Source organism: Kitasatospora sp. GP82, assembly GCF_029892105.1.
In the GTDB taxonomy this organism is placed as follows: domain Bacteria; phylum Actinomycetota; class Actinomycetes; order Streptomycetales; family Streptomycetaceae; genus Kitasatospora.
The window spans coordinates 184,456-197,358 of record NZ_JARZAJ010000014.1; the positions used below are offsets into that span (position 1 = coordinate 184,456).

Consider the following 12,903-nt stretch of genomic DNA (forward strand, 5'->3'; position numbering starts at 1 on the left):
GCATCGGATAAATCGAGGAGACCTGTTCATGGTCATGCGCTGGACGCGCGCTCCAGCCGGCGGCGGCCTGGCGGTTCCGGCCACCGGTGGGGCGGGAGAGCGCGGCGGCACTGACGGTCCGTCCGGGACGGTCCTGTCGCCCACCCGGAAGCGGCTGGTGCTGACCGTCGCGTGTATGAGCACCGTCCTGGTGAACCTGGACAACACCATCGTCAACGTGGCGTTGCCCGGGATCCGTGCGCAACTGCACCCGAGCCTGTCCGGCCTGCAGTGGATCGTCGACTCCTATCTGATGACGCTGGCCGCGCTGCTGATCCTCAGCGGGTCCCTGTTCACCGTCATCGAGGTGCCACGGCTCGGCGCCGGTTCGGGCCTGATCCGGGGAGGCATCGTCGTCACCGTCCTGTCCGCTGCCGCCCTGGTGATGGTGGAGCGCCGTCGCACGGACCCGCTCATCGACTTCCGGTTCTTCCGCAGCGTGCCCTTCTCGCTCTCGATGCTCATCGCCGTGCTGACCTACTCGGCCATGGGGGGATTCCTCTTCCTCAACACCGTCTACCTGCAGGACGTCTGCGGCTATGCGCCGTTCCGGGCCGGCCTCTACACCCTGCCGATGGCGCTCGGCACGATCGTCGGAGCGCAGCTGGCCGCGTGGTTGGTCCGGGTGCGGGGTGCGGTGGTCGCGCTGGTGGCGGCCGGGGCCAGCATGACGGGCGCGGCGGTGATCACCGGCGCGGTCGTCGGCAGCGACACGTCGTTCTTCCTGCTGACCGGCTACACGCTGCTCGGTCTGGGGTTCGGCGGTGCCAACACGCCGGTCAACAACACCGCGATGGCGGGGATGCCGCGCAGCCGGGCGGGGGTTGCCGGCGCGCTCGCCTCCAGCAGCAGACAGCTGGGCCAGTCGCTCGGGGTGGCCGTCTACGGGGCCATCTCCAGCGCCGGTTCCGGGAGGTACTCCGTTGCCGCCTATGCCTCGGTGAGCCTGCCTGGGTGGTGCGTCATCGCGGGAACCGGGCTCGTCATCACCGTCCTCGGCGTCGTGGCCTCCAGCCGCGGTGCCCGGCGGTCGGCCGAGCGCGTCTCCGTCGGCTTCGACGAGTCCTGAGCCCGGGGCGCCGGCTCGCCCTGTATGCGTCGGTGCCCCCACGGCGGGTTCTCCCGAACCAGGCGCAGGATCAACCCCCTTGCCTCCTCGGGTATCGGCGGTCGGGGAACGGCGGGTTCCGGCAGGCCTGCGGCGGGCTTCGTCGGCAGCGCGGTTCGGCCGGCTCGGGCGCGGCCGGCGTCAGGCGTTCTGGACTCGCTGACGGGCGCGGTAGGCCCGCAGGTTGGCGGCGTTGCCGCAGGTTTTGACGTCGTGCCAGACGCCGCTGTTGTTGCGTGAGCGGTCGTAGAACGCGGCGCGACAGCGGGGGTTGCGGCAGGTCTTGAGGCGGCGGCGGGTGTCGGCCCGCTGCCCTTCGAAGGCGGCGACGAGCACGAGCGAGGCCAGGCGTCGCCAGCCGGTGCCGCGCGACTCCAGGCGGACGAGGCCGTCCTCGCCGAGCTGTAGCGCGGCAGTCGCGCTGTGCAGCACCGGCACCGCCGATTCGGTCTCCGGCACGTCCTCGCGTGCCTGGGTGGTCAGTCGGTGTAGCTCGTCGCGGAAGGCTCGCAGCTCGTCCAGGCCGTCGGCGTCCAGCGCCACCTGGGGGACGGGCTGCCCGGTGACGGCAGACCACTGGGCGGTCGCGTCGTCCACCCAGGCTTGCGCGGCAGCGAGGTCGGAGAGAAGATCCGCTTGCCGCGGTGCGCCTGCGGCGACGGTGTTGAGCAGGTCCTGGACCAGGCCGAGGCCGCCAGGGGCGGACTCCAGCTCGTAACGGGCGGTTGCGGGCCAGGTCATCGCGGAACACCTCCTGAACGGCTGACGGGCTGTCCATCCTTGCACAGCTGATCGACACGCCCGGCGGCCCTGTCGTCAGCCGCCCTGGAAATCCAGGGGGTGGCGTCGGTCTTGATGCTCTCGCTCATGGCGGACGACTCCTGACTTGGGCGCCGGCCGTCCCTGGCGGGCGCCAACGCCTTGATATGTAAGAGCCGTAACTCTGTAAGATGTGTCAGGCAAGGGATGTCGCCATCGACGGCTGATCGGCCTGGCCGTGCCCGGCGCAGGGCCGGAGCATCGCTGGTGTCCGGTCATGGACGGCTGCCGGTTCCGTGCACCGACGCACCTGCGGTTACTGGATCGTGCCCTTCGTGGGCATGCCCAGGGGGATGTTCTCGAGCCGCCAGACATCGGAGGGGCGCTCCAGTGCCCCGTCGATGAGCTCGCGGATCCGTGCGTAGACCCGTCCGTGGGCGTGCGCCTGGAGGTGTTCGGGTGTGGTCCAGCGCTCGACGATGAGGACCGACTCGCCGTCCGTTTGGACGGCGAACAGCTCGCAGCCGTGCTCCTGGTGGATCAGCGGGACTGTCTCGCGGTAGGCGTCCAGGACCTCCTGCAGGCGGCCGGGTTCGGGGTGTACGTGGGCGATGACGATGGCCATGCCGTCTTCTCCTCGGGTGGCTTTCCGGTCACACTCCGGAACCCGGCCGCGGATACAGGGCAGCCGGATCACCGGAGAGAGCGGCCTTGACCTGACGGCTCATCTCGTCGGCGAGGACCTCGTATGCCCCGGCCTCGATGCCGTCGAGGGCGGCCCGCGCGACCTCGGCCGGGTCGGACTTCGGACCTTCCTGACCAGCGGCCAGGTCGGTGTCCATGAGGCCGACGTGCAGGGCCGTGACCTGGGTCCGCTGCTCCGCGAGCGAGATCCGCAGGGAGTTGGTGACCGACCATTCGGCCGCCTTCGCCGCGCAGTACGCGGCGGTTCGGGGGACGGCGAGCCAGGAGAGCACGGACAGGACGTTGAGCAGGGCGCCGCCGCCGTTTCGGCCGAGGACGGGTGCGAAGGCCCGGCTCACGTCCAGGGTGCCGAAGACATGGGTGTCCATCTCGCGGCGGTAGTCCTCCAGGCTGCCGTCCAGCACGCCGGAACCGGTGGAGATTCCGGCGTTGTTGACCAGCAGGTTGACGTCCTGCGCGCGCTCGGCCGCTGCCCGGACCGACGCCGGGTTGGTGATGTCGAGCGCGAGCGGCACCGCGCCCGGAACGCGGACGGCGTCGGGATTGCGGGCGGCCGCGTAGACCTTGGCCGCGCCGCGGTCGAGAAGCGCCTTGACGAACTGCTCGCCCAGGCCGCGGTTGGCTCCGGTGACCAGGGCCACCGCTCCGTTGATCTGCATGGCTGACGTCTCCTCGGGGGATCAGGCGTGGTGGAAGTGGTCGCGCTCGACCTTGCCGGTCAGCCGGGTGATGATCAGGCCGGCCCCGCCCCGCGCCCGACGGGCGTAGTAGGCGGCGACGTCCGCGCCGGGTACACCGCCGGGGGAGAACTGCCTGGTCACCGGCGCCATGGCGATCCGGTTGTGCAAGGTCAGGTCGCCGAGGGTGAACGGCCGGTCGAGCAGTCGTGCCGCTCGCGAGTCGTCGGGCGTCGATGTCATGGTCCACTCCTCAACCGTGCAACAGTCGCTTACGAAATAACCGTAACACGTATGGCTATGTTGAGTTGTGGGATGCCGACCCGGGGCGAGCCGTACGCGAGCCGAGCGATGACCAGGCCACGTCGCACAAGGCCCCGCCTCGCACCTCGTGCGCCGGCGCGGGCGCCGAGCTCAAGGCGGGGGATCGAGGCGGGGGATCGAGGCGGGGCTGGTTCGCCTTGGAAACGGCGGTGGCTGCAGTCCCAATTCCTGGCGATCATCCAGCGGTGCCAGGCCGGCAGGATTCCCGGCTTGACGGGAGAGACCTGAACGCAGCTGCCGCGCGGTGTCAAGCGGGACAGAGCGGAGAACTGGAGCCGGACGACCGGCTTCTGGAGCCTCGCGCCCCTGGGATGCCCCGTCCTGACGGGTTGCCTACTGGCGGACACTCTTGGCGCACCGGGACTTCAACCGCTGCCGCAGGACCGCGTTCGCGTGCCGCAGCGCCGGCGCCTCGGCATTCGTGGAGGCCCCGCTGTGCGCAGGCGCACAGCGGGGCCGGAAAGCAGCTTCCAGGTCACCGGTACAGCACCGGGATGATCACCGAGCCCCACAGGGCCGATCATCAAGAGATCCGGCGAGGGGCATGGGGCTCGCTGCCCCGACACCGACGGGAGAGCGAGTGCCTCCCGTCGGCGGGGGCGGTACCTCCGGCAGGCGGAGCGGATACGTCAGCCGGCCGCGGTCCCACGGCGACGGCGCAGGTAGACCGCGCCGCCGCCGACGGTCAGCAGGGCTGCCGCACCGGCTGCGGCGGGCTGCCAGGACGACGGGGAAGCGGGCTTGGGCTGGTCCTGGGCCAGACCGTAGCCGCCGGCCAGCCCCTTGCGGTCGTAGCTGGAACCGGGGAGCTTGTCCCCGTAGCGCGCGGTGACCAGTTTCTGGTACGCGGCGAGGGTGACGCTGTGCTTGCCGCCGAGGCCGGTGGTCGCCTCCTGGTTGAGGGGCTCGACGGTGCCCTTCTCGGTGAGGCGGTACCAGGCGTGGATCTGCGGCTCGGTGAAGGTGCGGGCCTGGGCGGTGCCGCGCTCGGCGAGGCTCACGTCGGCGTCGCCGTCCCGGATGCCGGCCAGTTGCCAGCTCCGGTCCTTGGGCTGGGGCGCCAGCAGGACGGCGGCCTGGTGGCCGTCGGCGGCGGTCACGCGGGAGGCGAGGTAGGAGAGCCGCAGAGCGCTCGGTGGCGTCGGCTGTGCCTTGCCGGAGACGAACTCGGGGGTGAGTTCGTAGAGCGGTACCGGGTCCTTGAGGTCGAAGCCGGGTGCCGCGCCGACCGCGTTCGGTGTGCTCCGTGGGGCGCCGACGGTGCCGCCGTCGGCGGCCGGGGCGGCGGCATGCTCTGCGGCGGTGAGGAAGCGGGAGACGGTGTCGTGCACCTGGCCGGAGCGGAGCACCTGCTGGGCGGCGCCGTAGTCGGGTACTCCGGACCCGTCGGCTGCCTGTGCCCGGGCGGTGGCGCACACGGTGGTGAGGGCGGCCCCGGCAAGGACGGCGGTGAGGGCGAGGAATCTCGTCTTCTGCATGGTCGGTCGCCTCCTCAGGCGTGGATGCCGATGCGGGAGTGGGTCCACTGGAACGAGCTGTTACTGCTGTAGGTGGCGTAGTTCCACCAGGTGTAGGTCTGGGTACTGGGCCAGGGATCGCCGACCGCGATCATGTTGCTGGTGCTGTCGTAGCCGTAGATGACGTTCATATGGCCGCCGCCGGTGGACCAGCCGATCCGCACCGCGAACGGTCGGCCGGAGGCTATCTCGCCCGCGACCTCGCCGAAGGAGGCGCTGCGGTTCAGGTTGTAGCCGCTGTTGCGGAATCCCACGTGGGACAGGCCGTTGGCCATGTCGTCGAGGGTGGCGGGCTGGTCGTTGCAGTCGAGCCAGCGGCCCTGCGCGGCGAGGTGGCAGAAGTCGTACTGGCTGTACTGGGTGTAGCCCCAGTAGTTGGCGATGGTCAGGCCGGAGGCGTCCCAGCACCACTCGTCCTGGACCTGCTTCTGCATGCTGATGTTGAGAGCCGTCCAGCCGGCCGGGCGGGTCGAGCTGCAGACCGGCAGGTTGCCGGTGTCCTCCGCGATGAAGGCGTCGGCAACGTAGTACACGCCGGACCAGATCCACCGGGAGTCGTTCTCGACCAGGTCGCCGCTGATGCGGCAGATCATCGGAATCCGGTCGCCGACCATGGAGGTACCGGTGATCTGGGACGACAGCGACGGCAGGGTGCGCTGGTTGATGGTGCTGTAGTTGCCCTGCCCGGCGACGACGGTACCCGTGATCAGGCCGGCCTGGGCGAAGGCGCCGATACCCAGCAGAAGCGCGCCGGACAGTGCCGCGACGATCGCTGCCAGCAGGGCCTTACGGCGCGACGATTTACGGAGCCTGTGCATATGTCAGATCTCATTCCCCGTCAGATGAGTGAATGCGGGGAAGTCTGTCAGAGCCGCTCCGGCTGTCGAACCCGCCGATCTTCGCGGGAAGAATTGCCTCGCCGCGACAGATCTGACGCTTCATCAATGCGCCCTGATAGCCGACTACTTGTCAGTGTTCGGATGCTATGGTCTAGTCCACTGTTGTCGAATCGTTATATCCTGAGGCCCATTGCAAGACTGTCTGTCAGCATGTGCAATTGCACACCGTAGGTGCAATGTCACGATGCATGACGTTCCAGAAGCAGCTTTTGATGAATTCATAGCCGCCCTTATGGTCGCGTCTCCTCGACGATCACCGGTGCGCGGTGGCCGCCCCGGCGGAGCGGTCGAGGCGGGGGTGCCCGTGGCCGCAGTGGCGGTCCGTCGCGATTCCGCGGAACGCGGGCAACAGGGTGATTCCGCAGGAGTCGACGTGACCTCGGGGTGATCGCTTCGTTGGCGAGTTCATGGGATTCGTGGTTGCCGCGCCGCGCCGCACGAGCGTGACCACGGCCTGACGAACGCGACTCGACCAGCCATGCCCGTGGATCTCGGGCCGGGAAGGGATCATGAACAAGCTGCCTCGGATCACCCTGGCTTTCTGGGTCATGAAGATCTGCGCGACAACCCTGGGCGAGACGGCCGGAGACCTGGTCTCCATGACCTTGAAGGTCGGCTATGCCGCAAGTTCAGTGATCTTGGTCGGGCTCTTCCTGGTCAGTGTTGTGGCGCAGTTGAGGGGCAGGACGTTTCACCCGGTGCTGTACTGGACGGTCATCCTGACAACCAGCACGGCCGGTACCACCATGTCGGATCTGATGAACCGCACTGCGGGGCTCGGCTACACCATGGGTGCGCTCGTCCTCGGCTCCGCGCTGGCGGTGGTGTTCGTGGTCTGGAAGCTCTGCGGCCAGACCTTCGACGTCGAGCACATCGGTACCTTCAAGGGCGAGATGCTGTACTGGAGTGCAATCCTGCTGTCCAACACGCTGGGCACCTCCACCGGGGACTTCCTGGCCGACACCTCCGGCCTCGGTTTCGCCGGAGGCACGCTACTGATCACGGGCTTGCTCGCACTGATCGTCATCGCCAAGCACTTCAGCCCGGTGTCCAACACGCTGCTGTTCTGGATGGCCTTCGTCCTGACCCGCCCGTTCGGCGCGAACGCGGGAGACTTCTTCAGCAAGCCGACCCGATCGGGCGGCTTGGGATTCGGGCCGCTGGGCGCCTCCCTCGTCCTCGCGGCGATCCTGATCGCGCTGATCCTCTACACCGTCCGTCGGCAGCGACGGGACCAGCGGCCAGGGGCGGCCGAGGAGTGGGGGCGGGTACCCACAACGCTCCAGTGACCGATCGCTGCCGCACGAGCGCCGGAGGTGCTGAGCCGCCGTCCGCCCGCCGGCGGCAGGCGAACGGCCCGGGTGCATGTCGGGGCGGCGCTCCATCGTGGTCGGCGAGTCCGCCTACCGGCCGACGGCTCCGTCGATCTGCTCGCGGAGAATGTCGGCGTGACCGGCGTGCCGAGCGGTCTCCTCGATCATGTGCACCAGGACCCAGCGCATCGACGGCGGAGGTGTCTCACGGAGCGATCGAGCGCCTGGCCGATCCAGGTCGTCGCAGGCTTCGACGATCCCGTTGCACCGCCGGACCGCCTCGCGATATGCCGCGAGCAGGCCTTCGGCGGTGTCGTCGGCAGCGGGCTGGGATTCGTCGTCGCAGAGTGCGACGTCGGCCCCGGCATAGGCCCAGGCAAACCAGTTGAGCTCAACCGCAGTCAGATGCTTGATCAGGCCGAGGATGCTGGTGCCGGACGAGACCCCGGCACTGCGGACTTCCCGGTCGCAGAGCCCGGAAGCCTTGGCAGCGACCGCATCCCGCAGGTAGTCGAGGAAGGCCAGCAGTGTCGTCTTCTCGTCGGCGTCAAGGCTCGGCGGGCGCAGATCGCCACGCGAATCGGTATCCGTCACGCCGTGACCCTACTCGTCAACTGCACCTGGATGCAGAGATCTTCAGCCGATCGCACCTGTCGACCTCCACAGCCGGCCACCCCGAGGGGGGTCGGTCAAGGTGCCCCGACGACCGCCGGGGGATTCTCGGGGCTGAGCCGAATCGGCGGGATCGTCGTCACGCGGGTTCTGGACTTTTTGTCCAGTCTGGACGTACAGTCCAAACATGGGGAACGTGGAAGAGGGCCGGGACCCTCGTGTGGCGATGTGGGCGCCGGTGTGCCAGGCCGTGGCGCTGCTGCTCGGTCCGTACGCCGAGGTCGTCCTGCATGATCCGGAGACCGACCGGGTCCTGGAGATCTGGAACCCGATGACCTCCCGCGGCCCGGGGGATCCTTCGCTGCTCGGCGAACTGGACGAGCTCGACCCGTCCGCGCGGGACGTGTACGGGCCCTACGAGAAACTGCTCGCGGACGGCCGTCGTCTGACATCGGTCAGTGCGGTCCTGCGAGATACGCGGGACCGGCCGTCGGCGGTGCTGTGCATCAATCTCGACCGCACGCCGCTGGAACAGGCTGCGGCAGTCCTGTCCGCCTTCGGCGCACCGACCGTGCAGCGCCCCGAGCCGCTGTTCGAGCAGGACTGGTCCGAGCGCATCCAGCACGTGATCGGCACCTATGTCCGCGAAACGGGCCGCCCCGTCGAACGCATGACCCGCCAGGACCGCCTGGCCGTCCTCGGCCGGCTGGACGAGGCCCGGGTGTTCGCGGTGCGCCGCGCTGCCCCGGTCGTCGCCGGGGCGCTGCGGGTGTCCCGGTCCACCGTCTACGGCCTGCTGGCCGAGCTCAGAGCACCAAGCGCAAAGGACTGACCACCATGACCCGGCTGCCCGACTTCCGACTGGAAACGTACTTCTCCCGCTGGGAGTTCACCGCCCGCCACCACCTGACCGCCTCCGACGTCCAGACCATGACACTCGGCGAGCTGCTCGACCTGGCCGACGACAAGGACCGAGACGCCTTCGAGAACCTGTCCCTGGGCTACACCGAGACCTTCGGCGACCCGGCCTTGCGGGAGGTGATCGCCCAGACGTACGAGCTCGCCGGCGCAGACGACGTCATCTGCTTCGCGGGCGCCGAGGAGGCCCTCTACCTGGCGATGAACGTCCTGCTCGACGCGGGTGACCACGCGGTGGTGGTGACCCCGAACTACCAGGCCGCCGAGACCGTGCCGCTGGCACTGTGCGAGGTCACCGGCGTGGCCCTCGACCCGGACCGGGACTGGGCCCTGGACCTCGACGAGGTGGCGGCGGCAATCCGGCCGAACACCCGGGTCGTCTCGGTGAACTTCCCCAATAACCCCACCGGCAAGGTCGTCGGCGCCACCGACTTCACCGCGCTGGCCCGCCTGTGCGACGAGCGCGGCATCCACCTGTTCAGCGACGAGGTCTACCGCGGCCTCGAACGCGACCCGGCCCGCATCCTGCCGCAGGCCACCGACCTGTCCGAGCACGCACTGTCATTGAACGTGACCTCGAAGTCCCTGGGCCTGCCCGGGCTGCGCATCGGCTGGATCACCTGCCGTGACCGCGCGCTGCGCTCGCGCCTGGAGCGGGCCAAGCACTACACCACCATCTGCAACTCCGCGCCCAGCGAGGTCCTGGCCCGCATCGCGTTGAAGGCCCGCGAGACGATCCTGGACCGCAACCGGGCCCTGATCACGGCCAACCTGCCGGCTTTCGAGGCGTTCTTCGCCGAGTTCGCAGACGACTTCGAGTGGCAGGTGCCGGACGGCGGATGCGTCGCCTACCCGCGCTACCTCGGCGCCGACGGGGTGGAGGAATTCTGCACTCGCCTGGTGGAGGAAGCCGGCGTCCTGCTGCTGCCCGCGAGCATCTACCGCTCCGAACTCACCGCCACCCCCACCGACCGGTTCCGCATCGGCATCGGCCGCCGCAACCCGGAAGAAGGCCTGGCCGCCTTCGCCGAGTGGATGCGAGCACGCCGGTAACCTTTCCCGTCCTCGACGTGCTGATCCGCTCGGCTGCCACGGCAACCGGCCTCGGTCTTCCGTCCAGCCACGCGCAACCGCTCCGGAGATCTGTCAGGGGCAGTTGGTTCAACCGTCCTTCGGCGGGGTGGTAGAACCCTTCACGGGCAGAGCTGACACTCCGTCAGGATCTGGAGGTCCCTTGCGCTTTGCGGAGTTGAGCCGCCGTAGCGGGGTGTCTTCGGCGAGCATCAGATTCTACCTGCGCGAAGGGCTCCTGGAGCCGGGAACACCGGATGACCGCCCGCCAGGCCGAGTACGGCGAGGAGCATCTGCGCCGACTGCGGCTGATGCGCGCGATGCTGACGGTCGGCGGTATGTCCGTCGCCCAGGCCCGGGGCGTGCTCGCGGTGGCCGACGACCCGGCGTTCGGCCGCCACGAACGCCTCGGCATCGCCCTCTGCAGGCTGTCCCCGCAGGTCACCGCTCCCGGCCGGCGCGACCCCCAGCACGAGCTGTGGACCGCCGTCCACGCGGAACTGCGCGCCCTTCTCGACGAGTTGGGCTGGCGGATCTACGACGAGGCGCCCGCGCTCAACACCCTGACCCGGGCGGTGGTCGCCCCCGCTGCCGGGCCGCCGTTGAGAACGATCACCTGAGTCATCACGGCGCCGGAGCAGAGGCGCCACCGCAGGAGCCGAAGGGATTTCCGGTGGGCCCTGCCAGGCCCGCCGCAACCCGGTGAACCTACCCGATCACAGTACCTGTGAGGCCGGGGCCGTCTCGATGGTTGGCCGCCGCGGACCCCGGCCCGAGATCATGTTCCCCACCGTGCTGAGCGGAAGGTGGGCGGCACGTGTCAGGATGCCTCCATGGACAACGTGTTCTTCAACATCACCATCAACGGCCAGGACGAGGGGCGGATCGTCTTCCGGCTCTTCGACGACGTGGTTCCCAAGACGGCGCGCAACTTCCGCGAGCTCGCCACCGGCCAGCACGGCTTCGGATACGCGGGCTCGACGTTCCACCGGGTCATTCCGGAGTTCATGCTCCAGGGCGGCGACTTCACACGCGGCGACGGCACCGGCGGCAAGAGCATCTACGGCGAGACGTTCGCCGACGAGAACTTCACCCTCAAGCACGACCGGCCGTTCCTGCTCTCCATGGCGAACGCCGGGAGGCACACCAACGGCTCGCAGTTCTTCGTCACCACGGTGGTGACGCCGTGGCTGGACGGCAAGCACGTGGTCTTCGGCGAGGTCGTCGAGGGTGAGGAGCTGGTGCGCAAGATCGAGTCCCTGGGGTCGCGCAGCGGCAGCACCAAGGCGAAGATCGCCATCTCGGAGTCCGGGGTCGTCCCCTCCGAGTAGGTTCCCCGTCAGCCCCTGCCCCGCAACTGCCGGCTGCCCGCCGAGCCATCGGGCTCGGCGGGCGGCCGGGCGACGAGTACGGACCCGCCTCGTGCGGCCTGCTGCTACATGTCCTGTGCGCACCAGCCGGTCCAGCGGGTGACGCTGATCGCCACGACCGGACCCGCGGGGGGCTGCTCGCCGTACTGGCGGCGGTACTTCTCCAGGAGCGGGGCCAGCAGGGCGGCCGATGCCGTCGACTCGGTGGCGGATGCCAGGACCCGGGCGCTGCCGTCGGCCCGGGACCACCACAGGCGCGTCCAGTCCTCGTCGTAGCGGTCCGCGAGGAGCACGACGGCGGGGTTGGCCGCGATGTTGGCCAGTCGCGTGAGGTGCCGCGATCGCTTCGGCTTCTGGTCGACGGCGAAGACCACGGTGTCGCCGCGCACGGCGAAGACCACCGGCACCAGGTGCGGATGCCCCGCCGCGTCCACCGTCGCCAGCCGGGCCACCCGTTCCCGGGCGAACCGCTCCCGCGCCTGATCGCTCGTCAGACTCGCCACCGGAGAACTCTGTTCAGCGGAACCGGGCCGCAGCCTCGGCCAGCTTGTCCAGGCGCTCCAGCGACTCCTTCTCGGGGTGGGTCGGCAGGTAGAAGAGCAGCCGATCGACGTCGAGCGCCGCGTACTGCTCGATCGCCTCGGCCCGATGCGACGCCGCGTACACGGTGACCGGCACGGCGCGGCCGGCCACCTCGCGCAGCCGCTCGATCTGCGGGCTCAGTGCCTGCGGTGACAGGCTGTTGGCCAGCCATGCGTCACCGAACTCCGCGACGCGCCCGAACGCGCCCTCGCCGCCGCCGACGTAGATCGGCGGATGGGGGCGCTGCACCGGCTTCGGCCAGCAGAACACCGGGTCGAAGTCGACGAACTCCCCGTGGAACTCGGCCTGGTCCTGCGTCCACAGCGCTTTGATCGCGCGCAGTCGCTCGTCGACGAGCCGGCCCCGGGTGGTGGGGTCGGCGCCGTGGTTCTCCATCTCCTCACGGTTCCAGCCGATCCCGACGCCGAACACGGCTCGACCGCCGCTGACCAGGTCGAGGGAGGCCACCTCCTTCGCCGTGATGATCGGATCCCGCTGCGCCACCAGTGCGATGCCGGTGCCGAGCAGCAGCCGTTCCGTCACCGCGGCGGCTGCGGCGAGCGTGACGAAGGGATCGAGCGTGCGGTAGTAGATGTCCGGCAGCTCGCCTCCGCCCGGGTAGGGCGTTCGGCGCTCCACCGGGATGTGGGTGTGCTCGGCGATGAACAGCGAGTCGAACGCGCGCTCCTCCAGCGCCGGGGCGAGCGCGGTCGGCGCGATGCCCTGGTCGGTGACGAAGGTGGCGATCCCGAATTCCACGACGGCTCTCCTCCAGATGGCGGACGCTCGGAAGGGCGGGTCACAGCAGTGGCGTCCAGGTTCTCACAGAAGCCCCGCATCCCCGGCGCTCGACGCGGCCCGAGGGAGAACGGTGCCCTACGGCGGCCGGGTGCGTCACCAGGCTCCGACGACCGCACAACCCGATGACCCCACCGCTGAAGGAGACCGCCATGACCGCCGTCCACGAACCGCCCGCCGCCTTACCAGCGGACGAACCCGGGATCCCGCC

General features: G+C 69.5%; 14 protein-coding genes and 1 pseudogene. 6 read left to right on the plus strand and 9 right to left on the minus strand.

Annotated elements, in window-relative coordinates:
- The first annotated feature begins 28 nt into the window (after positions 1-28).
- Complete coding sequence (locus P3T39_RS17185; protein ID WP_280698532.1) at positions 29-1,108, plus strand: MFS transporter; 1,080 nt, start codon at positions 29-31, stop codon at positions 1,106-1,108.
- A gap of 180 nt (positions 1,109-1,288) precedes the next feature.
- Here the strand turns inward: P3T39_RS17185 and P3T39_RS17190 are convergent, their stop codons facing one another.
- The 6 genes and pseudogenes from P3T39_RS17190 to P3T39_RS17215 all read right to left on the minus strand — a co-directional run bounded on the left by P3T39_RS17190 (position 1,289) and on the right by P3T39_RS17215 (position 5,947).
- Positions 1,289-1,888, minus strand: a complete 600-nt coding sequence (locus tag P3T39_RS17190; protein WP_280698533.1) for a CGNR zinc finger domain-containing protein — start codon at positions 1,886-1,888, stop codon at positions 1,289-1,291.
- A gap of 334 nt (positions 1,889-2,222) precedes the next feature.
- Entirely contained in the window at positions 2,223-2,531 is a 309-nt protein-coding gene (locus P3T39_RS17195; protein ID WP_280698534.1) for an antibiotic biosynthesis monooxygenase, read from the minus strand.
- Between the two features lie 28 nt (positions 2,532-2,559).
- The gene (locus P3T39_RS17200) at positions 2,560-3,270 is read right to left on the minus strand and encodes an SDR family oxidoreductase (RefSeq protein ID WP_280698535.1); all 711 of its coding nucleotides are present in this window, start codon (positions 3,268-3,270) and stop codon (positions 2,560-2,562) included.
- 66 nt (positions 3,271-3,336) lie between these two features.
- Positions 3,337-3,531: pseudogene (locus P3T39_RS17205) on the minus strand (12-oxophytodienoate reductase); the annotation flags it as partial.
- Positions 3,532-4,241: 710 nt separating this feature from the next.
- Entirely contained in the window at positions 4,242-5,090 is an 849-nt protein-coding gene (locus tag P3T39_RS17210; protein ID WP_280698536.1) for a hypothetical protein, read from the minus strand.
- Positions 5,091-5,104: 14 nt separating this feature from the next.
- The gene (locus P3T39_RS17215) at positions 5,105-5,947 is read right to left on the minus strand and encodes a papain-like cysteine protease family protein (RefSeq protein WP_280698537.1); all 843 of its coding nucleotides are present in this window, start codon (positions 5,945-5,947) and stop codon (positions 5,105-5,107) included.
- Between the two features lie 590 nt (positions 5,948-6,537).
- Between P3T39_RS17215 and P3T39_RS17220 the strand changes: the two genes are divergently transcribed.
- Positions 6,538-7,317 carry a hypothetical protein gene (locus tag P3T39_RS17220; protein ID WP_280698538.1) on the plus strand — a complete coding sequence of 260 codons (780 nt, stop codon included), beginning with the start codon at positions 6,538-6,540 and terminating at the stop codon, positions 7,315-7,317.
- A 114-nt stretch (positions 7,318-7,431) separates the two neighbouring features.
- Here the strand turns inward: P3T39_RS17220 and P3T39_RS17225 are convergent, their stop codons facing one another.
- Positions 7,432-7,935: a DinB family protein gene (locus P3T39_RS17225; RefSeq protein ID WP_280698539.1), complete on the minus strand. Its 504-nt coding sequence runs from the start codon at positions 7,933-7,935 to the stop codon at positions 7,432-7,434.
- A gap of 205 nt (positions 7,936-8,140) precedes the next feature.
- Here P3T39_RS17225 and P3T39_RS17230 point away from each other — a divergent pair, with 205 nt between their 5' ends.
- From P3T39_RS17230 to P3T39_RS17245, 4 genes are all read left to right on the plus strand, one after another.
- Positions 8,141-8,785, plus strand: a complete 645-nt coding sequence (locus P3T39_RS17230; RefSeq protein ID WP_280698540.1) for a PAS domain-containing protein — start codon at positions 8,141-8,143, stop codon at positions 8,783-8,785.
- A 5-nt stretch (positions 8,786-8,790) separates the two neighbouring features.
- Positions 8,791-9,924 (plus strand): pyridoxal phosphate-dependent aminotransferase, encoded by a 1,134-nt coding sequence (locus P3T39_RS17235; RefSeq protein WP_280698541.1) that lies wholly within the window; start codon positions 8,791-8,793, stop codon positions 9,922-9,924.
- A gap of 275 nt (positions 9,925-10,199) precedes the next feature.
- Entirely contained in the window at positions 10,200-10,562 is a 363-nt protein-coding gene (locus P3T39_RS17240; protein ID WP_280698542.1) for a MerR family transcriptional regulator, read from the plus strand.
- Between the two features lie 213 nt (positions 10,563-10,775).
- Positions 10,776-11,273: a peptidylprolyl isomerase gene (locus P3T39_RS17245; RefSeq protein ID WP_280698543.1), complete on the plus strand. Its 498-nt coding sequence runs from the start codon at positions 10,776-10,778 to the stop codon at positions 11,271-11,273.
- Positions 11,274-11,377: 104 nt separating this feature from the next.
- On the opposite strand, the gene P3T39_RS17250 is transcribed toward P3T39_RS17245, so the two are convergent.
- Together P3T39_RS17250 and P3T39_RS17255 are read right to left on the minus strand one after the other, a co-directional pair.
- Positions 11,378-11,815 (minus strand): TIGR03668 family PPOX class F420-dependent oxidoreductase, encoded by a 438-nt coding sequence (locus P3T39_RS17250; RefSeq protein WP_280698544.1) that lies wholly within the window; start codon positions 11,813-11,815, stop codon positions 11,378-11,380.
- 13 nt (positions 11,816-11,828) lie between these two features.
- Positions 11,829-12,653 carry an LLM class F420-dependent oxidoreductase gene (locus tag P3T39_RS17255; protein WP_280698545.1) on the minus strand — a complete coding sequence of 275 codons (825 nt, stop codon included), beginning with the start codon at positions 12,651-12,653 and terminating at the stop codon, positions 11,829-11,831.
- Positions 12,654-12,903: the final 250 nt, after the last annotated feature.